This window comes from Ruegeria arenilitoris, assembly GCF_013030985.1.
GTDB lineage: Bacteria > Pseudomonadota > Alphaproteobacteria > Rhodobacterales > Rhodobacteraceae > Ruegeria > Ruegeria arenilitoris_B.
This window is the reverse complement of record NZ_WPYP01000012.1, coordinates 90344-117172: the sequence shown is the minus strand read 5'-3', so window position 1 is coordinate 117172 and position 26829 is coordinate 90344. Positions and strand designations below refer to the sequence as shown.

Genomic DNA, 26829 nt, shown 5'->3' with positions numbered 1-26829 from the left:
TGAAGCTGTCACAGTTTCGGCAGCGTCAGCTTGGAAACTCAGCAGTCGGCCGGACGGCACGATTCAACGGTCGTCAGCGGGCTGAGATTGAGCCATTTGGTGAAGGCCCGCTTTGCCCAAGCGTCCCCAAGAACTTCCAGCTTTTGCGTGTCTATTGCCTTGGATGGGGCGATATCGCCCCTGACGATGTAGATGGCGTCGGGCAGCGTACAGGCCAGATACAGATTGACGTCGCCTCCGGGGTCCTCGACGCACAGCTCACACCGGCCATTGCGGTTCAAAAACCACCAGTACTTTTTTGCGTCGGTTTGATCGGTCAGTTCCAAACGAATGAGGCAGCGTTTTGCACCGAAAGCACTGGCATTGGTTGTGCTTTCAAGGGTCCAGACCAGCAATCCCAAGTCAATCTCATGATCTTTGAGCTGGCGCCTTGTCCATCGTTGCCCCCAGATGCCAAGAGCCTCGACCAGCGGAACGAACTCACGCCCTGCGTCGGTCAGCACGTAACCCGGGCGCTTGTCGCCGGTATCGAGGCGCGCGACGACCCCCTCTTCGATGAGCCATTTCAACCGGGAAGACAAAAGCGACGGCGACATCAGGGGCACGCCGCGTTTCAACTCGGAGTATCGGCGAGGGCCAGCCGCAAGATCGCGGATGATCAAAGCATTCCAGCGTTCGCAAAAGAGCTCGGCCGCCTTGGCGACCGGGCAGAATTGGCCATAGGATTTCATCCTGCGCCACCTGTCCCATTGCTACAGATTTAGAACTATACCCCCAGAACGGCAGCGTGTCATTGTTGGTCCGATCGCAACGGATAAAGCGGGTGAACCATGTCGAAAGATGCTGCATCTGCGGGTCAAGTTTCGAAAACCGCAGCTCAAATATATGATGAGTTCTTTGTTCCGGCACTGTTTGGTGAATGGGCAGGGCGGTTATGTGAACGCGCCAAGATCTGCCCGGGCCACGCCGTGCTGGATGTTGCCTGCGGTACCGGAGCCACAACGCGAGACGCCCTCGTACGGGTTGGCCCGGCAGGCCACATCGTTGGTCTGGACCGAAACCCGGAAATGCTTGATGTGGCGCGCAGGCGTGCCCCGGACATCGACTGGACCGAGGGCCGCGCCGAGGCGCTGCCATTCGCGGACAGTTCTTTTGATATTGTTCTTTGCCAATTCGGGCTGATGTTCTTTGACGACAGACGCAGGGCGCTTGAGGAAATGCGGCGTGTGGTACGGTCTGGTGGCAGGATTGCGGTGTCGGTCTGGGATGACGCCGACAACTCTCCCGGATATGCCCGCATGATCGATCTGATAGATGAGTTGTTCGGAGCGGTGGCTGCAAATGCCCTGCGGGCCCCTTTCATCCTGGGTCACAAGCCGTCTCTTGTTGGCGTGCTCGAGGAAGGGGGATTGCGGAACGCAGCCGTAACGACCGTCACCGGCACCGCGCAATTCGCGTCGATCCGCGAATGGGTTCGAATGGATGTTCGCGGTTGGACATTGGCAGATTTGATCGATGATGCCGGGTATGAGGCATTGGTCGCAGAGGCGGAAAAACGTCTGGGACAGCTTGCTGCCTCGGACGGATCGGTGGAGTTCCCGGCGCCTGCGCATCTGGCTGTTTGGGCAGCTGATTGACGCAGGCGTTGACGGTCGTCTTTTGTAGCCGGTCTGCCGAACCGGACGTTCAGTTATTCAGGACAAGGATTTCTTCGAACCGCGTCATGTCGTCAAACCGACAAAAGGCGGGGGAGGTGAGTGGAATGACAGGCGCGGCATCTGCCAGTTCTGCAAGGATGACACTCAATTCAGCTTCCCAGATCGGCAGCAGTGAATCAGGCAGCCAGTTGATGGGGTAGGCAAAGGTCATGTGGTGCTGATACGCATCATGGTTTTCGTGCCGATACGCGAAGGGTTCGGTCAGCGCCTCACGCTAGGCCAGCATCTTCACCTCGTCTTCGTCGGTGGCGCCTTTGAGCGCAAGTCCCGTAGGGCCGCAGCCCGAAACGCGTACAGCAAAACTAGAGGGAGCGGAAAAATCAGCGAGTCGGTTGATCATGGCCTCGGTAACGCTGTCTACAGAGGCATCCCGGTCAAGATCGCGGGGCCATGTGTCCGGTGTTCGGCGGGTTTCGGTAACGCCTTCGAACACCGTCATGTGCAGGCTTTCAGCAGGGGTAAAAAGAAAGCGCCCGGCTTCCGGCAACGCCATCATTCTCTTGCGCGCCTCCAGCACCGCCTTGTGAGCTGGGGCATTGAAATCAAGATGGCAAACAACGGTGTTGCCTGCCTCGGGCAGGAATTTTTCAGCGTTATATCGCTGGCCAATCCGTCGCGGGGTGCCCGAATTTCTACTGGCTGCGAAGGGTGCTACTTCAATGTTCAAAGACAATGTAAAGCTCCGGTTTTTTGGCACCTTATATGAGGTCTGTTGCAAGGTTATGATCGGAATGGGTATTTGGCACCAGAAAAGGTTCTTCTTCGAATTGACGCAGAGCGCGCTATAACCGGTAGATAAATCCATCCCTTGCCGGAAAACTCTCGGCAATACAGCTCAGGCACTTTTCACAGGCGCATCGACGATGACATCGCCCAATCTTTTTCAACTTGCCGGGCTTGTGTTTGCCGCAGTGACCTTCGTTGTGGTTGGTGACACTGCGGGCAAGCTTCTGACGGGCGGTGGTGTCGATCCGATCATCGTTGCCTGGTCGCGCTTCGCTCTGGCCGCAATGCTGCTGCTGCCGTTCAGCGGGCTTACAGCAAGCGAGTTGCCTAATTTCCGAGATTGGCGCGTTCTGTTGCGGGCGTGTTTTATCACCGGGGGGATTTGCTGCATCCTGACAGCATTGCGAACGGAACCGATTGCCAATGTCTTTGGGGCTTTCTTCATTGGGCCGGTGGTGTCCTATGTTCTTGCCATCCTGTTCCTTGGCGAAAAACCGTCGCGCCGTCGCGGCGTGTTACTGGCGATTGGGTTCGCCGGGGTCATGTTGGTCGTAAAGCCGGGATTTGGTGTGTCCCCCGGCATGATTTTCGCGCTTGCGGCCGGTGGATGTTACGGTGGGTATCTGGTGATGACGCGAACGCTTGCAGGTGCTTACCGACCCCGGTTCCTGCTGATTTCCCAGCTCTTGATTGGTTCGGCGCTACTGACGCCGCTCGGTCTCACAGCGGAGTTTCCTGCGCCTGACGTGTCGGTCGCTGCGTTGATATTGCTGAGCGCTTTTGCCTCTGCGGTGGGCAACTACCTGTTGGTAATCGCAAACAAATCCGCCGAGGCCAGCCTCATCGCGCCATTGGTCTACAGCCAACTGGTTTCCGCGACGGTGCTTGGGATTCTTGTTTTCAAAGAATGGCCGGATGCCTATTCGTTGTTGGGCCTTGTGCTGATCGCGTTTTCCGGGCTTGGCTCTTTGATCCTGCATCAGTCAGACAAGTGGGCTTCGGCCGCCAAGGGGTGAACCCCAGGTGGCCGAGAGAAACCCTGCCAAACCGATCATCTAGCCCAATAGCGCTTCAATCCTGGCGAGTGTTGCCGTGTTCACCGCCACACCTTCATCGTGGGCTGCCAAACGCTTGGCCCGGCGACCGTCACCGGGCAGATGCGCCCCGTCCTGAAGGCGGATGGCCTCGACCAGTTCGGCGACACCAGCCGCGAACGCCCCCTCGGCTGTTGCGCCCGGATCGATGGCTATGAAGAACTGGCCGGTTTTCGGCGGGCCGCCAGCTGTTCCCGAAAAAGGTGAGGCGTTGATGCCCAACGTGGCCCCGGTCAGGGCGGCGGCCAAAACCTCGACCAGCAGCGCGACGCCGACGCCCTTGTAGCCGCCCGAAGGCGCCATTGAACCCTTGAGGCCAACCTCCGGATCGGTGGTCGGGTTGCCTTCTGCATCCAGCGCCCAGCCAACCGGGATCGGCTTGCCTTCGCGCGCATGTTTCATGACCTCGCTTTTGGCAATCGTGCTGGCGCTCTGGTCGATCAACAAGGCTGGCTGACCATCGGTTCCCGGAACGGCGACAGAAAACGGATTGGTTCCCACGACAGGTCTTGAGCCACCGGATGGAGCAATCGAGGCCGGTGCATTGGTGAACCCCAGCGCGACCAGCCCGGCTTGGGCAAGCCGGTAGGTATGATAGCCAAGAACGCCGCAATTGTAGCTGTTCTTGATGGCGAGAACCGCAACGCCTTGTTCCCGCGCGGCGGGGATCAGAGCGTCAAAACCCAGATCAATGGCAGAGTGGGCAAAGCCCGTTGCGGCATCGACGGTCAAGACGCCCGGTCGGGGGCGCGACAGGACAGGCATGGCCATCCCATCGACCTTACCGCACTGCACATGCTCGCAATAGATCGGGATGTAAGCCAAGCCGTGGCTTGCGACGCCGTCTGCCTCGGTCGCGGCGGTTGCTTGCGCCAACGGGCGGGCGTTGTCCGCGGATGTGCCCGCTGCGACCAGCGCTCGGAAGGACAGCTCTTCAATTTCGGCGAGGGTAAGGGTCCGTGTGTCGGTCACTTTGGTCTCTCTTCAGTCGTTGTCGGAAAGCCCGGCCCCTGCGCCCAGCAGGCGGGATTCCTCGGTTGCGGGAGCGTAGGTACGGTGGGCAAAACGGTTCAGAACGTCCCAATCACCCGGCGCGGGCTGCGCGCGCGAGTGTCGGCTGCGCAGGGTCTCAGGTGCAACACCCTGCGAAACGGTGACCCGTCGGGCTGCGGCGGGCAAAACACCGTGGACGGCAAGGTGATCTCCGTCTGTGACTGCCAGCGTGCCGTCGATTTCGACGCTTACCCAACATTTCAGAACACGCGCCGCATTGGCGGCAAAGGGCAGCAGCAGTTCAGGTGCAACAACGTCCCGCATCTCGACCGGGGCGGCCTTCAGCAGATAAGCGCTGTCGGACAGGAGAGGGCCTGCCGACAACGGGCACAACTCGCCATCGCCTTGCCATAGGCCATCAACCTGTCGCGGACGATGCGCGGCAAGCTCCGAGGCCAGACCGAGCGTCAGCAAACGGGCGAGAACTTCAGCGCCATCCAGACCTTGCGCACACAGCCAGCGCACCGCTTTTGACGCTTCCTCGGCCTGTCCCCAGGAATAGCCCGCCCCGCGGGTGGCGCGTTTGGCGGTTGCCTCCACCTCGTTCAGTGAGAAACTCATGCTGGCACCTCTGGATAGACCCAAAGATCGGCGTTCTCAGATGTCAGTTCCTCGGGGTAAGGCGCACCGGCATACATGCAAATGCGGACCCAGCGATCTGAACGCGGATCGAAATGTGTGGCGCCGAAGAACGACAGCTTTGCCCGCAACATGTCGAGAGGCACAACCGTTGCGCCAATCGTATTGTCCCGGATTTCGCCATAAGGTGCGGAGCGGGTCATCTGGGCGCGCCGGACGGTGTGTCGATGTTCAGGATGTCGCAGCAGGAAACGTGCTACCGGCTCGGCGTCGTCCCATTCGCTCAACATCGCATGGGCTACAACGGCATCCCGCGCCGGGGCCAGTGGCTGCTCATAATCCGCGATGGGTTCTTCGAACCGTTCACCCATGCGGGGTTCCAGTTTTTCCTCGGACACGTACCATGCGCGGGCGCAGTTTTCGCGAGAGGTCCAATCCAGATCCAGCGCCCAGCCAAAGGCGCCCCGGATCAGATCACGGACCTCGCTGATCGGCATCGACCCGTCGATTACAAACGCCTCGGCATTGCCATCGGCCATGCACGAGGCCAGCCCGTCCACGAGATCTGCGTAGGGTTCAAGGATCAGCGAGGCGAGATATTCCTGCCCTTCTTCGCTGAGCGCGGTTTGAGACCAGATCACCAACCGGTTCCAGGGGTGGCCACCGGCCAAACCGTCCTGGTCCAGGTACTCCGAGATGGCCTGCAGGTCAGCGTTCAACGCTGCCAGTTTTTCGATTTGCACGGGATGCTCAGACCGCCACCATGTCATCGACAGTTGGCTGCGTTCGAATATCCGGCGGAAGTGATCGACCTCGGCCGGAGATGCGGCTTCCACTGATCGGACACGCGCGATCGCCTCTTCCCGCGCCATGACCCAGTTGTTGAACAGAATGGGATGGTTGACAATGAACGGTGCCATGCCAAGGCCGGTGGAATTGCCGATGCCCAACCAATGCGCGATGTCCGGGTCCAGTTTTGCGGCTTGGTTGCCACCTTTGGCGTTGGCCATGTGTTGCACCAGATCCCGCACGAAGGTTCGGGTCAGAAACACCGACAGCATTTCGGCCTGAAAGGGCGCGCTGGTTTCCGGGCGGTTGGCGATGTTCTCGCGATCCGCCGCCCCAAATTTGCCCGAACCATAAACGGCCGTCGTGCGCATCAGATAGCCGACCTGATAGATTTGTTGCAGATCCGGTTGACGCCCTGCGGCCAGAGCATCAACGACATGTTCCCACAGCCGGACCGAGCGGTTGGCACGGGACAAGGACAGCTCGGTTTCACTGACGCGCCCGGCTTCCTGCAGGGGGACGTTTTTCGAAAGACGCTCGATATCCGCCTGGGTCGGGATGCCATCAAACAAGGCAAAGGTGGCGTCCCAGGCATCGGCAATCACCCGGTCCGAGCGTTTTTCGGGTGGCAGGTCATGCGCGAAGGCAACCAGCGAATACGCCCTGTCCGGCCCGTGGGCGGTATAGACTGCTGTCCCGACGCCTTTGGCATCAATGTCGAAAACGGGGCGCGAAAATGACCAGTTTTCCCGCGCCATGCGGCGGGTCAACTGTCGCATGAAGCTTAGCCGACACTGGTGCAAAGAGCCCAGCCGCGACAGCCGCATGACGGTGGCGGGGTCTCGTCGGTCGATGCAAGTTTGCGCCTCTGTTTCCATACGGCTACCCCCGGGCAACGAAGTTCTCGGCAAAGAACTTGTACCAGTTTCCCCCCATGATCCCGGCCACTTCGTCATCGTTCAGGCCGGTAGCACGCAACCCTTGTTCGATATTTCCAAAGTCGCGGTTGTCCCGGAACCAGGACGGCATCGGCGGGAAGCCCGGGTTGCTGGCCGACCCCTCGCCATAGTCGATCTGTTTGGACCAGCGCCCGACCCGCATCCATTCAACAACGCTGTCGGGCTGATCCTGACACAAATCCGTGCCGATCCCGAGGTGCTCTGCGCCGTATTTTTCGGCCGTTCGGGCGACCATCTCGCAAAAGCTGTCCAACGTGCAGTCCGACTTGTCTTTCAGGTGATGAGGATAGACCGAAAAGCCCAACATCCCACCATTTTCGGTTACCGCCCGGATCACCGCATCGCGCTTGTTGCGCAGGGCGGGTGACCATTCGTGCGGGTTTGCGTGGGTGATGGCGATGGGGCGTTCGGACAGCTCGGCGGCTTCAATGGTGGACCGGTCGGCCGAATGGCTCATGTCAACGACCAGACCAACACGGTTCATTTCCTTGATCACCTGACGGCCCATGCGGGTGATGCCGGTATCTTCGGCCTCATAGCAGCCCGTGGCCAGCAGGGACTGGTTGTTATAAGTCAGCTGCATGAACCGCGCGCCCAGTGTATGCACGATTTCGACCAACCCGATATCGTCTTCGATGGGTGAGGGGTTCTGAAAGCCAAAGAATACAGCCGTGCGCCCGGTTTCGCGTGCTTTGTCGATGTCGCTGGCCCACAACCCTTTCATGATCAGATCGGGGTATTGCTCGAACCAGCGGTTCCACTTTTCAAAGTTCAGAACCGTTTCACGGAAGTTTTCGTGATAGGCGATGGTGACGTGGATTGCGTCCACGCCGCCTTCGCGCAATTGCCGAAAGATCTTCTCGGACCAATTGGTGTATTGCAGCCCGTCGATCCGCATCACATCGGCTTTCCAGCGCTGATATAGGCGGTTTTGACCGTCGTGTAGAACTCGGCCGCGGCCTTACCCTGTTCACGCGGGCCGTAAGAGCTGTCGCCGCGTCCGCCAAAGGGCACGTGATAGTCTGTCCCAGCAGTGGGCAGGTTCACGGTCACGACACCGGTGCGCGCGTTGCGGCGGAAATGCGTGGCACGGGCCAGGCTCTGTGTGACGATGCCCGAGGTCAGGCCGAAATTGGTGTCGTTGACGGTGGCCAGCGCCTCGTCATAGCTGCCGACCTTGATCACCGAGGTCAGCGGCGCGAACATCTCTTCGCGGTTGATGCGCATGTCGTTGGTAGTGTTCAGGAATACGCCGGGGCTCATGTAATAGCCATCCTGAGGCATCTCCAATCGCTGGCCGCCGCAGGCCAGTTCGGCACCTTCGGACTTGCCCAGATCGGCATAAGCCAGGTTTTCGGCCAGCTGCTGTGCGCTGACTACCGGTCCCATCTGGGTGCCCTCGGCCAGCGCGTGGCCGACTTTCATCGCCTGCGCACCGGCCACCAGTTTTTCGACAAAAGCGTCGTGAACGGCGGCATGAACCACCAGCCGTGATGACGCGGTACATTTCTGACCGGTCCCCCCGAACGCACCCCCCAGCGCCAGCGAGACAGCAAGGTCGAGATCGGCGTCGTCCATAACGGCCAGCGCGTTTTTCGACCCCATCTCCATCTGCACCTTGGTCAGGTTCTGAATGGCAGCCGCAGCAATGCCCTTGCCGACCGGGACGGACCCGGTGAACGAGATGGCGTTGACCTTGGGGCTTTCCACCAGCCGCTGTCCGATGGAGCGGCCTGATCCCATGACAAGGCTGAACAGGCCTTTGGGGATGTCCTGTCGGCTGATGATCTCGGTCAGGGCGACGGCCGAAGCCGGCGTGATGTTGGCGGGTTTCCAGACCACCGCATTGCCGTAGCACAGCGCCGGGGCAATCTTCCAGGACGCCGTGGCGGTTGGAAAATTCCACGGGCTGATGACGGCAACTACGCCGACCGCCTCACGGCGCACGTCGATCTCGATATCGGGGCGCACGGAATCTGCATTCTCACCGATCTGGCGCAGGCACTCGGCAGCGTAGTAGGTGAAGAACTGTCCGGCGCGGTAAACTTCGCCTTTGCCTTCGGCCAGCGGTTTGCCCTCTTCACGGCTGAGCAGGGTGCCAAGTTCCTCGGCGCGGGCCATCAGTTCGGTGCCGATATTCATCAGCACCGCCTGTTTGCGCTCAAGCCCATAAGCGGCCCACTCGGCCTGTGCGACACGGGCCTGATCCAAAGTCGCCTCAAGCTGATCCGCACTGGCCTGAGCGAAATGACCGATCAGGTCGCTCAGATCAGACGGATTGCGGTTTTCGATTTCGGCTTCGCCAGCCAGCCATTCGCCGGCAATCAGGTTCAGGTTGGTCACAACGGGCCCCATGTCAAAATTTTTCTGGCAGAGAATGGACTTTGCAATCGATATCAGTCAAATTCAAACAATTGAAAAAAACTTCAGGAAAATTGAAGTATGGCCATCAAGATCGAAATGCTGCGCTGCTTTTGTACAGTCGCGCAAACGGGCAACCTGACCGAGGCAGCCGACCGCCTGGGGCGCACCCAATCGGCCGTTTCGATGACACTCAAGCAGTTCGAGAGCCATTTGGGTAAAAAACTGTTTGAGGGAGAACGTAAGACTCATCTCTCCGTACTGGGAGAGCAGGTGTTCGAATTGTCCTTGAAACAGGTTCGCCAGTTTGACCAGACGGTGCAGTCGATCGAGGCAGCTGCGGATGCCACTCACGGCCTGATGCGCATCGTGTCGGTTCCATCGGTCGCCGCCTTGGTCTTTCCTTCGGTTCTTGAACATATGACCCACCGCTTTCCCGGGCTGAAGGTCGAACTGCGCGATACGGATACGCAGCAGGTGCTGGATTCGCTTGTGGACGGCAAGGCAGACATCGGAATTGCCTCGGGTTTTCATCCGTTGAAAGGCATCAAGGCCATTCCCCTGTTCGAGGATCAATTCGGGCTTGTATGTGCGTCTGACCATCCGCTTATCACTAGCCCTACGCCGCCGACCCTGGATGATGTGATGGCGGCTGCGTTTGTTCGGAATGCCCTGTGCGATCTTATCCAGACGCCGAAATTTATTGATGCGATCACGGATGCCGACGTCACCATTCACAACACGCATTCGCTTATTACAATGGTCAGAACCGGGAAGTGGGTGACCGTGCTCCCCCAGACCGTCGCGCGTTTTATTCCCGAATCCACCGCTTTTCGCGCGCTGCCGGACTTGCCCGACAAACGGCAGGTCTATTTGTACGTTAAGGAAAAACCCCGGTTCCAGGAACTGACGGACGAGTGCAGCGCCTTTATCCTGAGTAGAAAACTGATCTGAAGCGATTGACCAAATCGGGTTTCCTCATTTTTCCAGATCCGAGGCCTAACGCGTTGCGCCGATGCTGGCTTTTCACCGGCGTGTCACAATCTCCGAAACCCTGACTTCGGAAACACGATGCGAAAACCAGCTCCGACCAAAGCCAAAGGGCACCGATTGTCACAGTGTCAGGATTTCCATAAGTTGGTGGGCAGGGTTCTGTGTGGGAAAACCCAAAGCGGCCCAGCAGCTTATAGTTCGAAAAGTACCAGTGCATGATCGAACCGCATTCTCGTTCGGACACAGATTCCGATTTGGATTTTGAAGAAATCGTTCGGTGCAACACCGCCTGGATGGTTGCCGTCGCCCAGCGGATTCTGAAAGACAGGGCCTTGTCCGAAGACGCGGTTCAGGTGGCGTTTTCCAAGATCTACCGAAGTCTGGACGGGTTTGAGGGCAGATCCAGCCTCAGGACATGGATGCACCGGTTTGTGGTGAACGAGGCGCTGATGCTGCTACGAAAGCAAAAGCGCGTCAACGAGCAGCCGTTAGATCCACTGCTGCCCGAATTCGATCGCAACGGGTGCCGGGTAGACGATCCCTTCGCCTTGTCAGGAACGTCCGAGGATCACCTGCACTCGCGTCAGGTGCGGGATATCATGAAAGAGAAAATCGACGAACTGCCCGATCAATACCGCATCGTTCTTGTCCTTCGGGACATCGAAGAAATGTCGACAATTGAAGTTGCAGAGGCGCTCGGGTTGAGCGAGGCGAATGTCAAAGTGCGACTGCATCGTGCACGGGCGGCACTGAAAAAACTCCTGGAGCCGATGATGCGAGGAGGTGCGCTATGAAAAAAACCGCGCAAACGCTGAAACGCCGGATGCACGGTGTGATGTTCAGGTTCCCCGGCATGATCACCTGCAACGAGTTCGAGGACTTCATCCTCGCCTATCTCGATGACGAGTTGCCACCGGCGCGAAAACGCGTCTTCGAACTGCATCTGCGGGTCTGCCGGTCCTGTCGGCTCTATCTTGCTGCCTATAAACGCGCGCTGGCCGCGGCAAAGGCCTCGCGGAAAGAATATGACGAGCTTGAAGCGTCGGTTCCCGAAGACCTGATTGCCGCGATACTGGCGGCAAAGGACAGTTGACCTTCAGACGTGTGTAACGCTTCGGCTGCTATCGATATCTAATTCTATGCAAATGTGCAGAAGGACAGGGGATTAGATGCGGAACTGTGGGCCGAGAGTGGAAAAGGCCTGTGCCGGGCCCATACGCTGGTTGAGACACCAAATATTTACACCGAACCGGCATCCTATCCGGCAAACGGCGTTCCCGACGTAAACCGAAGGCCCGCGGTCGATTTGCTTTACGTGACCGACCGGTTCCGCGCCGATGACGTGACTTACTGATCGGATCGGGCTCGGCGACCGCACAAGCTGGGAAAGCCTTGCAGCCGCCAGCAGCACGCAAGACCGCGCGAAATCAATCCGTCTGGAGCTGGCCGTCGGGTCGCGACCCACGTAAGGTTTTCAGGGTTGAAAACCTGGTACTCGCAGCCCCGGATCTGGATTTCGGAGTGGTCAGTCAGCGCCTGATCACGGAACAGTTCGGCCCCGCCATCAGGGCCATAACCATCTATACAAACCGGCGCGACCGTGCGCTTGGCCTGTCGCAGAGCCCCATGGCCGGTGTCCGGTTCGGACGCCTGGAAGGTGAAGAAGTCGGCCAGACGGAAAGCGAGATGTTCGCCAACGTGCGCAATGTGCATTTCATCGATGTAAAAGGGGCTTCGGATCTGTTCGGGCACACCTATAATCGCGACAACCCTGCGGTCCCGTCGGATATTGCCCTGTTGATTGTTACCGGAGCCTCAAGGCATGGGGCTGGGCAGAAAATGATCCGACTGTTGTAACGTCGCAGAGTGCAGCGGCATCAAAGACGGCAACCGGGTGCAGGTTTGAAACTCCGGTGCCGATACCGTGGGAGGGGCAAGGCTTGTCAGGATTGATCATCGTCAGCTTCGTCACCGCGGCCTATTGTCTGCTGGCTGTCCGCCTGTCGCGCACGATCCTGACGGCACCGATGCTGTTTCTGGCGCTGGGTGTGGGTCTGTCGGAAACCGGGCTGCTGTCGGCGCAAGGGATCGAGGACCTGCTGCATCCGGTTGCCGAAGTTGCCCTGGTCATCCTGTTGTTTCTGGATGCAGCACAGACCGATCTGAATTCTCTGAAACGCCGCCATATCTGGCCGCAACGGATGCTGCTTGTGGGGCTTCCGCTGGCGATCCTTTTCGGGACCTTTGCGGGATGGGCCCTAGTGCCGGAATGGTCGCTTTTGACCGCAGCTCTGGCAGCTTCGATTTTGGTTCCGACAGATGCAGCACTGGGGCAGCCGGTGGTCACGAACCCGGATGTTCCGCTGCGCCCGCGCCGGGCTCTGATCGTGGAAAGCGGGTTGAATGACGGGCTGGCGCTGCCCGCGATCCTGCTGCTGGCGGCATTGGTGGCGCAGGACATGTCCAACAGTTCGACCGACTGGCTTTTGTTCGGCCTGAAACAGGTTGTGCTGGGTCCGCTTGCCGGGGCGCTTGTGGGTTTTGCCGGTGGCTGGGCGCTTTTGCGGGCAAAAAGCCTGGCTTCCACCTCGGACGCTTACGAGGGGATCGGCGCGGTCGCCATGGCGGGCGGGGCCTATCTTTTGGCGGGCATCGTGGGCGGCAACGGGTTTATTTCGGCTTTTGTTGCCGGGCTTTGCTTTGGCAATGTCGTCAAAGGCCAATGCCGGTTTGTTTACGAATTCACCGAAGGTGAAGGGCAAATTCTGGCTTGGGCTGCTTTCCTGCTGATCGGAGCGGGGCTGGTGCCCGAGGCGCTGGCACATTTGACCTGGCCCATGCTGTGGCTGATCCTTGCCAGCCTTTTTCTTGTGCGGCCGCTGGCCATCTGGCTGTCATTGGCTGGCACCGACGCATCCCACCTCACGCGTGTGTTTTTTGGATGGTTCGGGCCGCGGGGACTGGCGACTGCGCTGTTTGCGCTGCTGGTGCTGGATACTCTGCCGCATGAATTCGAAGACCATATTCTGCATCTGGCGATCAATACGGTCTGGATCAGCGCCGTGTTGCATGGGGTTACGGCGGCCCCGGCTGCACGCTGGTACGGTCGGATGATTGCGAGACGGGGTGCTTGCCCGGAAAACCAGCCCGAAGCCGGAAAACCGATTGAAAACGGAACCTGAACACCACTCACCCAACGCCAGCCAAACAGCAAGTACAGGGAGTCTCTCATGAAAAAAGTATCTGTCGCCAAACTGGACGACCTGCCGGATCGAAAGCCGAAATACGCCCTGGTGGGCGAGGTCGACCTGGTTGTCGTCCGCTTTGACGAGGAGGTGTCGGTGTTCTACGGGCGCTGCCTGCATCGCGGCGCGTTGATGGCGGACGGGTTCGTGCGTGGCAACAACCTGATCTGCGGCGTTCACTACTGGGACTACAGGGTCGACAGCGGGGTGTCGGAATATGCCAATGACGAGGCATTGCCAAAGTTCCAATCCTGGGTTGAAAACTGTGAGGTCTGGGTTGATGAGGATGAAATCAACGCCTGGGCGTTAAAAAACCCGCAGCCTTTCAAGCGGGATCAGTATCTGGGCCTTTATGCCGATACCAGCCACGGCACCGAGGAAGAGCCCTATAACGGGCTGATCCAGCAATATGCCAAACAGGGGCTCACCAAGACCGGCCATCACGGTGCCGTGGAATCCATGGGGGTGCCGCGCGCACAACTGCCTGACTGGGACGATATCCAGATCCTGACCGCACAGCTGCACAAGGCGCCGTTACTGGACGACGATCCGATCGGCACCGACGTGGTGATCGGCCCCAATGCGCGAAAACCGCTGCGGTTGAATATTCCGCTTTTCGTTTCGGATATGAGCTTTGGCGCGTTGTCGGAAACTGCCAAGGTCTCGCTGGCCATGGGGGCGGAAATGGCGGGAACGGGGATCTGTTCGGGCGAAGGCGGCATGTTGCCCGACGAGCAGGCTGCCAACAGCCGCTATTTCTACGAGCTTGCCTCGGCCCGGTTCGGGTTTTCCTGGGACAAACTGGCAAATGTGCAGGCGTTCCATTTCAAAGGCGGGCAGGGGGCCAAGACCGGCACCGGCGGCCATCTTCCCGGCAACAAGGTAAAAGGAAAGATCGCCGAAGTGCGCGGCCTTGAACCCGGTCAGAGTGCAATATCGCCGCCGCGCTTCCCCGAATGGACGAAACCGGCCCAGATCCGGGAGTTCGCAGATGAGGTGCGCGACCGCACCGGCGGCATTCCGATTGGCTACAAGCTGTCGGCCCAGCATATTGAAAAGGACATCGAGGCCGCGCTGGAGGTGGGCGTCGACTATATCATCCTCGATGGCCGGGGTGGCGGCACCGGGGCGGCACCGATCATCTTCCGCGACAATATCTCGGTCCCTACCATCCCGGCGCTGGCCCGGGCGCGGGCGCATCTGGACTGGCTGGACCGTCGCGACGTGACGCTTGTCATCACCGGGGGGCTGCGGAAACCGGCGGATTTCATCAAGGCCTTGGCGCTGGGGGCTGATGCGATTGCCGTATCCAACGCGGCCATGCAATCTATTGGCTGCATTGCCATGCGCGCCTGCCATACCAACAATTGCCCAGTCGGCATCGCCACCCAGAAGCCACACCTTGTCAGCCGGCTGGTGGCAGAGAAGTCGGCCAGACAACTGGCGAACTTTTTCGAAGCCTCGGTCGAGCTGATGCAGGTGATGGCCCGTGCCTGTGGCCACGATCACCTGTCGGGTTTCAACATCGACGATCTGACCACCTGGAAGCGCGACATGGCTGACCTGTCGGGCGTGACATTCGGAGGGATGAAGTGACCGCCGCGAATGTCATCGTTACGGCTGTGTGATGGTGGCTCATCGCCGGGGGCGTGGTCGCTGCGGTATTCCTGACGGTTGGGATCGACCGAATAGACGACGATGCACGAGGAGCCTACGTGTTTCGCCCGCTGCTGGCGTCTGGCCGGCGAAATCTGCGATGGCAAATGTTTGGCCAGCGCAATGCGGCCGGGTCGGGGCATCGCGCACAAGGCCTGCGCCAACCTGCGCCTGATAGGGGATATCCCGCCGGTTTTCGTTTCGACCAAGCCGGTGGACGGCAGTGAATTCCTGATGGTTGTCGATCAGGATGGAGGGCCGTTACCAGGCACGGCGTATGACTATTTCACCCGGTACATTTCGCTTGAGGGTGAGGTGGTTCGCCATGGCGATCTTCTGGTGCTCAGGATTGATGCCGGCACGACCGAGGTGGTGAAAGGATGCGCCGGACCTTCTGGATGGCCTGTTGGGAATACCGGAGCTTCGCCCGCAGGGTAGCCTTCTGGCGCGCTGGCCACGGGGAACGGACATCGCTCCGTTCGAGCTGATGATCTGGGTATTGGCGGGCTTTTTGATCCTCACCGGGCTGCAGAAAATCCACGACCGGGTGAAAGGCAAAACCGACTGACATCATGCGTGAGCCAACCGTTGCGCGCCAGGAAAACCGACGAGGAGAAAACGATGCCCGATCAAGAGCTGGACTGGACATCGTTGGGTCATACAAACGATCTGCCGGAAGGGCGGGTCAAGACCGTTACCGCGCGCACCACGTCGATCTGCCTTGCCCATTTCGATGGTCAGTGGACCGCGATGGACAACTGTTGCCCGCATCAGAACGGGCCGCTGGGTGAAGGGTCAATCGAAAAGGGTGTGGACGGTAAGTGTTGGTTTCGCTGCCCCTGGCATGGGTGGGATTTCGATCCGCTGACCGGTGCTCCACCCGGCGGCCACGAAGATTCCGGGCAAAAGACGTTTCCGGTCGAGCTGTGGAACGGCGAGATTTTTGTCGAGCTCCGGTATTGGCCCTGACGGGGCAGGTCCAGACTCAGGTCATGGGTCCCGGTGCGTTTCAGGATATCGACCTGCGGTCGGCGTTTCAGGCAGTTGCCCGTTTCTCGCAACCGGTTCTGGGCAGTTCGAACCATGCAGTGTTGGCTGCGCTGGCCTGTAAGAACGCGATTGTCGAACAGGATGTCGCACACCTGATGTTCCCTGACGACGTGCAAACCAAGCCGTCGGATCAGCCTGCGGGCCGGACGACCACCCCGACGCCGCGGGTGTTCTGATGTCAGTTTATCCGGGGTCGATCGGGTTCGGTTTTCCGGCTGCGATGGGGGCCTGGGCCGCGACTCGGGATATTGACGCCCTCAGGGGGCGCGAGGTGATTTCGGTGTCCGGTGACAGTAGCTTGGCCACAACCCGATGGATTTCACCACGGCCGTCAAATACGGCATGGATATTACCCATATCCTTTTGCACAACGGCGAGCTGGGCAAGATTTCGAAAGAACAGCGGGCGGGTGAATGGCCCGTCCGGGAGGCCAGTCTGGTGAATCCGTCCTTTGCGGCCTTTGCCCAACTGTGAGGTGGTCATGCCGAAAAGATCGCCAATGCCAAAGAGATCGATGCCGCAATCAGCGCGGCGCTAGAGATTGAGGGGCCAGCACTGGTCGAATTCATGACCGATGCGGAATTGGTCTGACGCCGGATGCCCTGGCGAATGTCCGCCAGAAGGTGTGTCGCGAGCATTGGTTCCGGATTGGCGGCCTCTTATGGCGCGGAACATATCCAGTTCCCTGACCGAAAAATGGTTCCCGGTTTGTCGATGATTGACTGACCGTCTTTTGCCGGGTTCGGTGCGTCGCTTGGCGGGAAAGGCATTTCGGTGAAATACGCAGATGATCAGGAACAGGCCATCGCTGCCACCTCGATCCCAACGATGTGCCGCGTGTAAGGATTTAACACAGGCTCGGCGTTGGATCTTCGGCGGTTCAAGATCGAGACGCCTTACCGTCAAAGCGGACATTAACTTCATGCGCAGCGAAGGTCTTGTGTCCGCCCTTTTGCACGATCCTCATTGCAAAAAAGTGGCTGAACCACATGATCAGTCCTGAGATCTAGACCACCTGACAATAAGGCTGGCAACGATGGGCGCGCCGATGATTACCAGAACGATCCGTGTCAGGTGGTGGGTTATCACAAAGCCAAGATCTGCGCCTGAAACAATGGCCAGAACCGTCATCTCGGCCTGTCCGCCGGGGGCGAAAGCAAGGAAAGCCTCGATCGGTTGACCAAAGCCCAATGTAGTGACAACGGCGGTGAAAGCGGCTGCCAGTAGGGCGAGGACAATGACGTAGGCGAAGCCCGCAGCTACAACCCGGCGCAATTCGACCCAGGTGACGCCAACAAATTTCACCCCGATTTCGCAGCCAATGAAAAACTGCGCGGCCAATATTGCTTCGCGCGGTGGGCGGGTGTGAATGAAATCGCCCAGTGACAGCGCCGCCGTCAGGACCATCGGGCCGAGGATCGATGCCCCGAATAAGCCGATCCGCTCACCGCCTTTCCAGCCGATAAAGGCAGCCAGAACCATCAGCGCCAATTCATGTACTGGTAGGTCTCGCGCGGGTTCTCCGATCGGGTTGGTGAGTTGGGCGTCGTAAAACACGGTCAGAAACAGCGGGGCCAGCGTCACGATGATCAGAACGCGCGTGCCGTGGATCAGGGACAAGGTCCGCGGATTGGCACCAGCCTCAGTGCCGAAGATGATCATGTCCTGCAATCCGCCGGGCATTGCTGCGTAGAAGGCCGTTGTGGTGTCAAATCCCCAGACCTTGCGGAAGAATGGCACTCCGACCAGCGCGATCAGCAGAATGAAGAACGGGATCAGCGCAATCGACGCTGCCATTTTTGGAAGTTCACCAAACAGGGCCGGGGTGATCGACGCCCCTACGGCCACGCCCAGTATGGTACGAGCCGCAACCGAGACCTGCCCAAACCCCTCCATAGGAGCATGAGCTAAGGCTGCAATCAGACAAGCGCTCATGGGGCCGAACAGAAAGGGTAGCGGCAGACCCAATGCCCAGAACACCCCGGTGCCCAGAAGTGCGAGGCCCAGTGTAGCGGCCCGCTTGGTCAGAGGAGAAAGCGTGTTGGTCCGGGTGGGCAAGGCACGTATTCCAGCGTTGTTGACTCGTAGTGTATCCAAATGTATGCAAATGGATGCAAGAAGACAAGCGAGTGTGTGATGACGGTTCAGGACGACCCCTTACAGCCCGGCCCGCAAGGCAATTCTGTGTATCAACGCCTGTTGGACGAGATTCGCGAAGGTACCCTTCTGCCTGGTGAGCGCCTGCGCGAGACTGAGCTCTCCGAGCGGCTCTGTGTCAGCCGGACTCCTATCCGCGAGGCGATACGGCAGTTGGAGGCAGATGGCTTGGTCACCCATGTTCCGCGGCAGGGCGCGACCGTACGCAGTCTGGATTATGCCGAGGTAATGGAGCTGTATGAGATGCGCGCTGTCCTTGAGGGGACGGCCGCGCGGCTGGCGGCGCGTGCGGCGTCGGATGTCGAGTTGGATGAGCTGGACATATTGAATGACCGGCTGGCCGAGGCTGGTACCGGCTCGGGCGCGACTCAGATCAACAGGATCTTTCATGCAACGCTTCTGGATGCCGCCAAGAACCGGTTTTTGTCCAAATCCATGTTGTCCTTGCAAAAGGCGCTGTTGATTCTTGGGCCTTCGCAATTGCTGGACAGCGAGCGATCCGAGGCGGCAGTGGCAGAGCATCGGCGCATCATGGCAGCTTTGAAGGCCCGGGACGGTTCTGCGGCCGAGACGGAGATGCGCGCGCATATTCAAGCCGCACAAAGGATGCGAATTCGCGCCTTGCAGGAACGCGACCGCTCAATCGACGAAAATCAATAGGTGGACAGGATATGGCCACCCAAAAGGAAGCTTACGATATCGTTGTGATTGGCGGCGGCAACGCTGCGCTCTGTGCCGCGATGACCGCCGCCGAGGCAGGTGCCCGCGTTCTGATCCTCGAAACGGCTCCGAAACCCTATCGTGGTGGGAACTCGCGCCACACGCGTAACTTTCGGTGCATGCACAAATCTCCTCTGGGTCCGTTGATTGAGGAGTATAGCGAAGACGAATACCTCTCGGATCTGCTCAAGGTCACCGGCGGCAAAACCGACGAGCATTTGGCGCGCCTCGCGATCCGCACGTCAGAGGAATGCCTGCCGTGGATGGAAGAGCACGGGGTTCGGTTCCAACCATCGCTTTCAGGGACACTATCGCTGGCGCGGACCAATGCCTTTTTCATGGGAGGCGGTAAGTCGTTGGTGAACGCATATTACAGAACTGCAGCCGGTCTCGGCGTTGATGTGTTGTATGAGGCCGCGGTTACGCATCTGGAGCTGAACAGTGACCGGATCGAGTGGGTTGATTACACCTTTGAAGGCCAGTCTCATCGCATCACTCCGAAAGCGGTCATTGTCGCCTCGGGCGGGTTTCAGGCCGACACGGATTGGCTGACCCGCGCATGGGGTGAGCCTGCCAAGAACTTTCTGATCCGGGGTACGCCGTATAACCGAGGTGTGGTTCTGGCTGATCTTCTGGATCAAGGCGTCGAAAGCGTCGGCGACCCGACCCAATGCCACGCGGTCGCCATCGACGGGCGCGCGCCGAAATTCGACGGCGGTATCGTCACCCGACTGGACTGTGTGCCGTTTTCAATTGTCGTGAACAAAGACGCCCAGCGGTTCTATGACGAAGGCGAGGATGTATGGCCCAAGCGCTACGCGATCTGGGGCCGTCTGGTGGCGGCGCAGCCGGATCAGGTGGGCTATGTGATCATCGACGCCAAGTCACTGAATCTGTTCATGCCCTCGGTGTTTCCGCCGTTGAAGGCGGATACGCTGGACGAACTGGCCGCGATGATGGGCCTGCCTGCGGACAAACTGAATGCAACGGTGGCCGAGTTCAACGCCGCCTGCGGCGACACCAGCAGGTTTCATCCGACCGAACTGGACGGGGTCGCCACCTCGGGTTTGACGCCACCCAAGACCAACTGGGCTCGTCCAATCACCGAGCCGCCATTCTATGGTTACTCGCTGCGCACCGGCGTGACCTTCACCTATCTCGGGCTGAAAGTTGACGACGCAGCGCAGTGCTCGACCCCTAACGGCAAGATCAAGAACCTTTGGGCGGCTGGCGAAACCATGGCCGGGTCGATCTTGGGGCAAGGCTACCTGGCCGGGTTCGGCATGACCATCGGAACCGTTTTTGGACGCATCGCAGGACGTGAGGCCGCAGCATATGCAAACTGATCTTATTCAGGAAGCCCGCCGTCAGGCAGAGATCTGCAACGCCTGCCGATATTGCGAGGGCTATTGCTCGGTCTTTCCATCCTTACATGCGGAACGCGCGTTTTCCGATGGAGACATCACGCAACTGGCTAATCTGTGCCACAATTGCCGGGGTTGCTACTACGCCTGTCAGTATACGGCTCCGCACGAGTTTGACCTCAACTTTCCGAAAGCTCTGGCCGAGGTGCGGCGAGACAGTTGGGAAAGCTTCGCATGGCCGCAGCCTCTGGCGCGCCGGTTCCACACTCAAGGCGGGGCAATAGCGCTGGCGCTTGTGATCGGATTTGCCCTGCTGTTCTGGGCTATACGCGCCATCGGCTCCGGCGGAGGGGAGGGGTTTTACGCCGTTCTGTCGCACAATGCGATGGTCGCGATCTTTGCTCCGGCATTTTTGCTGCCGCTCTTTAGCATCGCCTTCAGCCTGAGGCGCTATTGGACTGCGGTCGGCGGCAAACCCATCCAAAAGACTGATTTGATGACGGCCTTCAAGCGCGCCGGCAGGATGCAGGATCTCTCCGCAGGCCACGGCGAGGGCTGTAATTTTGAGGATGAAGACCGGTTCAGTCAGGGTCGACGTCACATTCACCACGCCATCATGTATGGGTTCCTGCTGTGCTTTGCGTCTACATCGGTAGCGACGATCATGCATTATGGCTTCGGGATGCACGCGCCTTACGGGTTCTGGTCGTTGCCCAAGCTATTCGGGATTTCCGGTGGCATCCTGCTGACAGTAGGCTGCGGTGCCATGGCACTGCTGAAGCAAAAGTCAGACCGCGACCTCGGCGACCCGTTGGCATGGGGCGGCGATATCGGATTCATCATGTTGCTCGGGTTTGTGGGGTTTAGCGGGCTGGTTCTCTATGCCCTTGGCTCAACGTCTCTGATGCCTGCGCTTCTTGCCATCCACCTTGGATCGGTTCTGACCTTCTTTCTGCTGATGCCGTATACCAAAATGGCGCATGGGTTTTACCGTATGGCCGCTCTTGTCCGGGATGCTCAAAGGGGGCGGGGCGCTTAGGTTCGTTGCGGCCCCATTGAGTGGCTTGCAATCGACGCCTCAAATGGCGTCGATTGTGTGTTTTCAGCTCAGCCCTGGCGAAGAGCACACTCAAAAACCGCTCATGACAGAGACTGCGACGATGCCTCTTTGAACTCTGACAACCTGGTCAGTTGCGGAGGCTCACTTTCAGATGGGCGTAGCTGGCGGCGAAGCGTCCGAACTTATGTGCTCCGCATGTGACGCCTTCATAGCGGCGCGGATTTTCGTCCGAGATGCACGTGTCCAAAGGCGTGAACACCGCATCATAGTCAGCATCAATGAAGAACGGGATTGAATAGCGTTCGCGACCCGATGTGTTGATGACACGATGCATGTTAGCCAGATAGACATCATTGGTCAGGCGCTGGATCAGGTCCCCGATATTGATCACGAACGTCCCCGGGATCGGAGACCCCTCGACCCAATTGCCTTCGCGGTTCATCACCTGAAGACCACCGACATCGTCCTGAGCCAGAATGGTCAGGTTTCCATAATCGGTATGTGCGCCGATACCGATAATCTTTTCGTCAATCATGCCGTTTTGCGGTGGGTAGTGCAGCAAACGTTGGATGCTGATCGGGTTTTGCATCTGGCTTTCGAAGTGGGTTTCAGACAGGTCCAGGCTCAAAGCGATACCGCCCAGCAACTGTTTGGACAGCGTGACCATTTTCTGGTGGTAGCCATAGACCAGGTCCTGGAATTCGGGCAGTGCGTCCGTCCATTGATTGGGGCCGAAGAACGGTCCCTCCAATGCGTCGCGCTCGGGCCCGATGTCGAAACACTCTTTCAGGTCCTTGGTCTTGGTCGGGTCGGTGTTTTCTCCGTAGGGCTCGATATAGCCGCGAAGTGCCACGTCCGAGTTGCTGACATGCAGCTTCATCTTGTCTTCCATCGGCAGGCCGAAAAAGCGGCGGGTGACGTCGAAGACCTGATCGACGAAATCCTGCGCGATGCCGTGATTCTTCACATACATGAAACCGGCGTTCGAAAGTGCCCACCGAATTTCCTTTGCCACTTTCTGCTTGTCACTGCCGTCCAGCAACGGAGCGATGTCGATCACAGGGGGTTTGTCGAAGGATTCACGCTTTGCACGCAGCTTGTCATCCAGTTGAGCAACGAGATCTTGTGCCATAGGGGTTCTCTTTTCCATCCTGAGAGAGGCCTGATTGCACGCGCAAACTGACAGGGGTCGGACCTTTTTCAATATTTCAAAATTTCGAGATGAGATGAATTCAGTTCATCTTATTTCTTGTGCCCTGTTTCCTGTTATGGCCCTGAGGGCACAAAAAGGGGCCTAAGAATGCCAATAAAATATAAAACAACTAACGGACCTTGAGGATTATTATTGTCGAGGGGAAGCGCGCGTAATTACAGTACGCGTTAGTATGCAACACCCAAGATTGTGAGAAAAAGCCTGAACGTGCCTTGTTATGTTCTATTTCCGGACAGAAGGGGCGACTGTCGGAGCCCGGCCTGTCAAGCCGTTCGTTTTTTGAGGCTCTTCAATACGGTCCCACAGGAATCAATCAGTTCTTTCAACTCGGCGCCATAGTTTTCAGTGCCGGACTTCAAGAGTGCTTCGACAGATTTTGCCATGTTGGCAAGTTCAGTTTCGCCAAAGCTCGAAACGCTGCCGGATACTCGATGTACCAGGAACTCTATCCGATCCCGATCTCCCTGCTTTTGCGCTTTCTTCAGCTGCGTGTGGCAATCTTCCAGTGAGTCTCTGAAAGCCAGAAAGACTTGTTCCATTTCTTCACCGCTCAGGAACTTGCTCAGGCGCGCCTTGGTGGCTTCTGACCCTTTGGACACGTATGGCTTGTCTGATGGGTGTTTATCTATCGACGCTCGGATCGCTCCGTACAGAACACGTTCGTCCAGCGGCTTGGAGACGACTGCGTCGAACCCTGCTGCCGTATACTCATCAAGGTCTTCGGGCATCACGTTTGCTGTCACGGCGATGGTCGCGATCGTCTTTTCAGGCCGCTTGGCCCTGGCAATTCCCTTGAGGTCGCGTGCCAGTTGAACGCCCGTCGTATCGGGAAGGCGGATATCAGTCAGAATGCAATCAACGTCGTCTGGCCGGAACAGCTCTTTTGCATCGCGGCCGTTTGCTGCGGCGGTGACTTCATGGCCATCTCGCTCCAACAGGCTTTTGAGGATTTCCATGCTGGTGGGATCGTCTTCGACAATCAGAACGTTCTGCTGCTTGCCCACAGTAACAGCCAGCCCTGCGGCCTCGGATTGGGGCGACGGTGCCGGGGCGGCCTGAAACGGGACTTCGACCCGGAAAACCGTGCCTTCACCCAGGCTGCTTTTCACGGACACCTGCCCTTCCAGCGAGGTCACAAGCCCGCGCACGATCGAAAGCCCCAGCCCGGTTCCCCCTATTTTGCGGGAGTCAATGTTCGATGCCTGCGTGAAGGGTTCAAAAATGCTGGCAACCTGATCCTCGGGTACACCGATCCCGGTGTCGCTGACCGTGAAGGCCACGGACTGTTTCGATTGCTCGAACGACAAGGTCACCGAGCCCTCATGGGTGAATTTCACTGCATTGCCCAGAAGGTTCAGCAGGATGTGCCTCAGGTGTCCGCTATTGCCGCTGAGGTAAACGCCATCGTCGAATTGAGGGATGATCAGCTGCAGATTTTTGGAACGGGCCAGCGGGCGCAGAACGGCCTCAAGATCCTGAAGGATTTCAGACAGGTTGAAAGTCTGAAACTCGTGATCTTCGGCTTTTTCTTCCAGCCTTGCGATGTTCAGAACGTCGTCGATGAGGTTTCTCATCGCCAGGCTCGAGCGTTCGATTTCGTCCAGCCGCTGATCCAGCGACGCGCGGTCCTGGGGCATCAGTTTGATCAGCCGGATATTCCCGACGATGCCGTTCAGGGGTGTGCGGAGCTCATGGCTGGCGGTTGCCAGAAACTGCGACTTTGCTTCATTCGCCTTCTCCGCGTCATTACGCGCTTTTTCAAGATAGACACTTTGCACAAAGTTTGCCCGCAACGTCCTTTCCGAGAAAAACTTGGCATAAAGGCCAATCAGAACGGTCGAGCACAGAACAAAGGAAGGCCCGATCCAGGTATCGATGCCGCTGCCGGAGTTATCAAACACCAGAAAATAGGAGACCGGGATGAAAAGCATAAGTTGCAGCGCTGCCGAGTGAGAAAAGACAAAGGGCAGAAAAACTGTTCCCGCCAAACTGATCAAAGCAAAGCGGTACAGGAAGTCTTTGGAGGCATGATCGCCCGAAAACGCAAACGCAGCCCAGATCGCAAGGTACATCGCGGTCCAGCCAACCGAAATGATGATGGGCAGCGTGCGCGCGGGAAGCTTGTGAGAGAAAAAGAAAAGTCCAAAGATAAACGAGATGATGAATAGTCTGGCCCCCCAGACTGCCAAGTCCTGTCCCGAGAATGACCGCCCATTCAGCACAAAGACTTCAAGAAAGGCGTAAACGACGTAGAACGACGCCCCGAACAACAAGGCGGTCCGGAATTGGCCGCGCGTGGATTCGAAATACCACTCGCGGTATTTGCCCTCGACTGTCTTATCAACGAAGTTTTGGGTAACCGCATTGATAGGCTCGTCATATATGTAGGCTCGGGCTTTCAACTGCGCACCAGCCCCAGCCGGTAGCCGACGCCATGGACAGTTGAGATTATTTTGGGTCCATCTTGTCCGTTGGACAGCTTTTTGCGGATTTTCGCGACCAATGCGTCGATTGTGCGTTCGCCGGCATCATGATCCGGCGACAGGGCAACGGCGTCCAGCAGAACCGCGCGGGACAACACCCGCCCGTTTGCATTGACGATCGCCATCAACACATCGAATTCGGCGCGGGTGAAGGGGGTGGTTTCCAGCCGCTCGTTCCACACTTGCCTTGTGTCGAGGTCTATTTCCACTTCACCAAGGCGCACCCGGGTCTCCCTGCGCGGGGCCGACGCATGGGCGTTCGTTCGCCGCAGAACCGCGTTTATGCGCGACAAAAGCTCATCGGGATCAAAGGGTTTGGTCAAGTAGTCGTCACCCCCAATGTCCAGCCCGTTGATCTTGTCACTGGCACTGTCCCTGGAGGACACGAAGATGATGGGGGGATGGGCCGATTTCGCCCGCATCGAACGGGCCAGAACCAGTCCGTCCTCGTCCGGCAGGCCCAGATCGAGCAGCGCAATATCGACAGGTTTTGAGGCAAGGACCGCGCGGGCCTCTGCAACATTAGAGGCCTGCAGAACACTGAAATGAGGTCTGAGAAGCGCGGACGTCAAAGCAAGCAGTGACGGATCATCTTCTACCAACAGTACATTCAGCTTCTTCAAGGGTCCGTCCTCAACACCATGTTTCGATACGCGATTTCACGTGGGTGGATGTCGCGGTCCGCTGTGCTCTAACTCCTTTTTGGAATATGTACCCCGTAAGGCACAAGCCTAGCGTGCGCTAAACCAGCCGCCGTTAATATCTCATTAACATTTGCGTCGCGGCTTGTTGACAATAAGCAAGTAGCCTGCAGTGCAAATACCTTATTTGGTGGTGCACAAATGCTGAACACATCGTTTTCAATTATTGAGCCTGTTGATTATCCCGAAATGCTTGAACCGCTGAGCCCCTGGAAGAACCTTGGTTCTTTGGGTGTTCTCGACATGACCAGAGACGATCCGGCGATTGTTAAAAGATTCCCGACCCGGCCCGGCAAGGCCCAGTCGGATCAGGGCAACCTGATCGACCAGACTTTTCAAGAGAACATTTCGCTTAACGCAGGCGACAATGAAAACGACAGTCTCCTGATCACGATCATGATGACCGACGTGGTGAATTCGACCGAAATCATCGCACGCCTTGGCGACGCGAAATGGCGGGATGTCATGGATTGTCTTGATGCGGCCGCGATCAAGACGGTTGCTCGGCACGACGGCTCACTTATCAAGTTGATGGGTGATGGATTGCTGGCAGCGTTCCCAAGACCCAGTGCCGCAATCGCATGTGCCCGGGAGTTTCAGGCCGAAGCAAGTAAATCCGGCCTCAAGATCCGCACCGGGATTCATGCGGGCGAGTGTTTGCGCACCGTGAACGACGTGACCGGGATCGCGATTGCAATTGCGGCCCGTGTTCTCAGCCTCACACCGGGCGGGCATGTCTGGGTGTCCAGCACCGTCCGCGACCTGGTTCTTGGGTCAGGTCTGGAATTCTCCAAGGTGGGGCCAAAGACATTGAAGGGGCTGTCAGAAGAGTGGGTTCTTTACCAACTGGCTGAAAAAGACACGGCCTAGGGCCGTGTCGGTTTGGATTTTCGCCTTTCAAATGCTCG

General features: G+C 58.3%; 27 protein-coding genes and 1 pseudogene. 16 read left to right on the top strand and 12 right to left on the bottom strand.

The window, feature by feature from the left end:
- Window positions 1–38: 38 nt before the first annotated feature.
- Window positions 39–731, bottom strand: a complete 693-nt coding sequence (locus GOX88_RS20395) for a winged helix-turn-helix transcriptional regulator (RefSeq protein WP_170406267.1) — start codon at window positions 729–731, stop codon at window positions 39–41.
- A gap of 99 nt (window positions 732–830) precedes the next feature.
- Here GOX88_RS20395 and GOX88_RS20390 point away from each other — a divergent pair, with 99 nt between their 5' ends.
- Window positions 831–1637: a class I SAM-dependent methyltransferase gene (locus GOX88_RS20390; RefSeq protein ID WP_170406265.1), complete on the top strand. Its 807-nt coding sequence runs from the start codon at window positions 831–833 to the stop codon at window positions 1635–1637.
- Window positions 1638–1686: 49 nt separating this feature from the next.
- Here the strand turns inward: GOX88_RS20390 and GOX88_RS23525 are convergent, their stop codons facing one another.
- Together GOX88_RS23525 and GOX88_RS23520 are read right to left on the bottom strand one after the other, a co-directional pair.
- Window positions 1687–1869, bottom strand: a complete 183-nt coding sequence (locus GOX88_RS23525; protein WP_254443379.1) for a hypothetical protein — start codon at window positions 1867–1869, stop codon at window positions 1687–1689.
- Window positions 1870–1932: 63 nt separating this feature from the next.
- Window positions 1933–2391, bottom strand: coding sequence for a DUF1868 domain-containing protein (locus GOX88_RS23520; protein WP_254443378.1), 459 nt, complete (start codon window positions 2389–2391; stop codon window positions 1933–1935).
- Window positions 2392–2581: 190 nt separating this feature from the next.
- Here GOX88_RS23520 and GOX88_RS20380 point away from each other — a divergent pair, with 190 nt between their 5' ends.
- Window positions 2582–3460 (top strand): DMT family transporter, encoded by an 879-nt coding sequence (locus GOX88_RS20380; protein ID WP_170406262.1) that lies wholly within the window; start codon window positions 2582–2584, stop codon window positions 3458–3460.
- Window positions 3461–3499: 39 nt separating this feature from the next.
- Here the strand turns inward: GOX88_RS20380 and GOX88_RS20375 are convergent, their stop codons facing one another.
- The 5 genes from GOX88_RS20375 to GOX88_RS20355 are packed head-to-tail and all read right to left on the bottom strand — an operon-like array spanning window position 3500 to window position 9273.
- Entirely contained in the window at window positions 3500–4510 is a 1011-nt protein-coding gene (locus GOX88_RS20375; protein ID WP_170406259.1) for an Ldh family oxidoreductase, read from the bottom strand.
- Window positions 4511–4522: 12 nt separating this feature from the next.
- A complete protein-coding gene (locus tag GOX88_RS20370; protein ID WP_170406256.1) occupies window positions 4523–5152 on the bottom strand; it encodes a DUF3726 domain-containing protein in 630 nt (209 codons plus the stop codon).
- Window positions 5149–6837, bottom strand: coding sequence for a hypothetical protein (locus GOX88_RS20365; RefSeq protein ID WP_170406253.1), 1689 nt, complete (start codon window positions 6835–6837; stop codon window positions 5149–5151). Before GOX88_RS20365 ends, GOX88_RS20370 begins: the two co-directional genes overlap by 4 nt.
- Before the next feature lie 4 nt (window positions 6838–6841).
- Complete coding sequence (locus GOX88_RS20360) at window positions 6842–7816, bottom strand: membrane dipeptidase (protein WP_174826202.1); 975 nt, start codon at window positions 7814–7816, stop codon at window positions 6842–6844.
- A complete protein-coding gene (locus tag GOX88_RS20355) occupies window positions 7816–9273 on the bottom strand; it encodes an aldehyde dehydrogenase family protein (protein ID WP_174826198.1) in 1458 nt (485 codons plus the stop codon). Before GOX88_RS20355 ends, GOX88_RS20360 begins: the two co-directional genes overlap by 1 nt.
- Window positions 9274–9360: 87 nt before the next feature.
- On the opposite strand from GOX88_RS20355, the gene GOX88_RS20350 reads away from it, so the two are divergent.
- From GOX88_RS20350 to GOX88_RS23785, 10 genes and pseudogenes are all read left to right on the top strand, one after another.
- Entirely contained in the window at window positions 9361–10233 is an 873-nt protein-coding gene (locus tag GOX88_RS20350; RefSeq protein ID WP_170406247.1) for a LysR family transcriptional regulator, read from the top strand.
- 293 nt (window positions 10234–10526) lie between these two features.
- Complete coding sequence (locus GOX88_RS20345) at window positions 10527–11066, top strand: sigma-70 family RNA polymerase sigma factor (RefSeq protein ID WP_217354273.1); 540 nt, start codon at window positions 10527–10529, stop codon at window positions 11064–11066.
- Window positions 11063–11365: an anti-sigma factor family protein gene (locus GOX88_RS20340; RefSeq protein WP_170406241.1), complete on the top strand. Its 303-nt coding sequence runs from the start codon at window positions 11063–11065 to the stop codon at window positions 11363–11365. The genes GOX88_RS20345 and GOX88_RS20340 overlap by 4 nt, the downstream gene beginning before the upstream one ends.
- 299 nt (window positions 11366–11664) lie before the next feature.
- Window positions 11665–12129, top strand: coding sequence for an alpha/beta hydrolase (locus GOX88_RS20335; protein WP_170406237.1), 465 nt, complete (start codon window positions 11665–11667; stop codon window positions 12127–12129).
- 83 nt (window positions 12130–12212) lie between these two features.
- The gene (locus GOX88_RS20330) at window positions 12213–13454 is read left to right on the top strand and encodes a cation:proton antiporter (RefSeq protein WP_170406234.1); all 1242 of its coding nucleotides are present in this window, start codon (window positions 12213–12215) and stop codon (window positions 13452–13454) included.
- A 48-nt stretch (window positions 13455–13502) separates the two neighbouring features.
- A complete protein-coding gene (locus GOX88_RS20325) occupies window positions 13503–15113 on the top strand; it encodes a glutamate synthase-related protein (protein ID WP_170406231.1) in 1611 nt (536 codons plus the stop codon).
- Between the two features lie 102 nt (window positions 15114–15215).
- Complete coding sequence (locus GOX88_RS20320; RefSeq protein WP_174826197.1) at window positions 15216–15611, top strand: hypothetical protein; 396 nt, start codon at window positions 15216–15218, stop codon at window positions 15609–15611.
- A 183-nt stretch (window positions 15612–15794) separates the two neighbouring features.
- A complete protein-coding gene (locus GOX88_RS23355; RefSeq protein WP_217354272.1) occupies window positions 15795–16142 on the top strand; it encodes a Rieske (2Fe-2S) protein in 348 nt (115 codons plus the stop codon).
- Window positions 16133–16399 carry a hypothetical protein gene (locus GOX88_RS23350; RefSeq protein ID WP_217354271.1) on the top strand — a complete coding sequence of 89 codons (267 nt, stop codon included), beginning with the start codon at window positions 16133–16135 and terminating at the stop codon, window positions 16397–16399. The genes GOX88_RS23355 and GOX88_RS23350 overlap by 10 nt, the downstream gene beginning before the upstream one ends.
- Window positions 16399–16697, top strand: a pseudogene (locus GOX88_RS23785) (thiamine pyrophosphate-dependent enzyme). Before GOX88_RS23350 ends, GOX88_RS23785 begins: the two are co-directional and overlap by 1 nt.
- A gap of 519 nt (window positions 16698–17216) precedes the next feature.
- Here GOX88_RS23785 and GOX88_RS20310 read toward each other — a convergent pair.
- Window positions 17217–18281, bottom strand: a complete 1065-nt coding sequence (locus GOX88_RS20310) for an AbrB family transcriptional regulator (protein WP_170406367.1) — start codon at window positions 18279–18281, stop codon at window positions 17217–17219.
- Between the two features lie 78 nt (window positions 18282–18359).
- Between GOX88_RS20310 and GOX88_RS20305 the strand changes: the two genes are divergently transcribed.
- From GOX88_RS20305 to tcuB, 3 genes are read left to right on the top strand one after another with little or no spacing between them, the layout of a single operon-like run.
- Window positions 18360–19040, top strand: coding sequence for a GntR family transcriptional regulator (locus tag GOX88_RS20305; protein ID WP_170406228.1), 681 nt, complete (start codon window positions 18360–18362; stop codon window positions 19038–19040).
- A gap of 11 nt (window positions 19041–19051) precedes the next feature.
- Window positions 19052–20446: an FAD-dependent tricarballylate dehydrogenase TcuA gene (tcuA, locus tag GOX88_RS20300; protein WP_170406225.1), complete on the top strand. Its 1395-nt coding sequence runs from the start codon at window positions 19052–19054 to the stop codon at window positions 20444–20446.
- A complete protein-coding gene (tcuB, locus tag GOX88_RS20295; RefSeq protein ID WP_170406222.1) occupies window positions 20436–21503 on the top strand; it encodes a tricarballylate utilization 4Fe-4S protein TcuB in 1068 nt (355 codons plus the stop codon). The genes tcuA and tcuB overlap by 11 nt, the downstream gene beginning before the upstream one ends.
- Window positions 21504–21651: 148 nt before the next feature.
- Here the strand turns inward: tcuB and GOX88_RS20290 are convergent, their stop codons facing one another.
- The 3 genes from GOX88_RS20290 to GOX88_RS20280 all read right to left on the bottom strand — a co-directional run bounded on the left by GOX88_RS20290 (window position 21652) and on the right by GOX88_RS20280 (window position 25843).
- Window positions 21652–22656, bottom strand: a complete 1005-nt coding sequence (locus GOX88_RS20290; RefSeq protein WP_170406220.1) for an isopenicillin N synthase family dioxygenase — start codon at window positions 22654–22656, stop codon at window positions 21652–21654.
- 344 nt (window positions 22657–23000) lie between these two features.
- Window positions 23001–25139, bottom strand: coding sequence for an ATP-binding protein (locus GOX88_RS20285; protein WP_170406217.1), 2139 nt, complete (start codon window positions 25137–25139; stop codon window positions 23001–23003).
- On the bottom strand, window positions 25136–25843 hold the full coding sequence (locus tag GOX88_RS20280) for a response regulator transcription factor (RefSeq protein WP_170406215.1): 708 nt from the start codon (window positions 25841–25843) through the stop codon (window positions 25136–25138). The genes GOX88_RS20285 and GOX88_RS20280 overlap by 4 nt, the downstream gene beginning before the upstream one ends.
- A gap of 321 nt (window positions 25844–26164) precedes the next feature.
- Between GOX88_RS20280 and GOX88_RS20275 the strand changes: the two genes are divergently transcribed.
- On the top strand, window positions 26165–26791 hold the full coding sequence (locus GOX88_RS20275) for an adenylate/guanylate cyclase domain-containing protein (protein WP_217354269.1): 627 nt from the start codon (window positions 26165–26167) through the stop codon (window positions 26789–26791).
- Window positions 26792–26829: the final 38 nt, after the last annotated feature.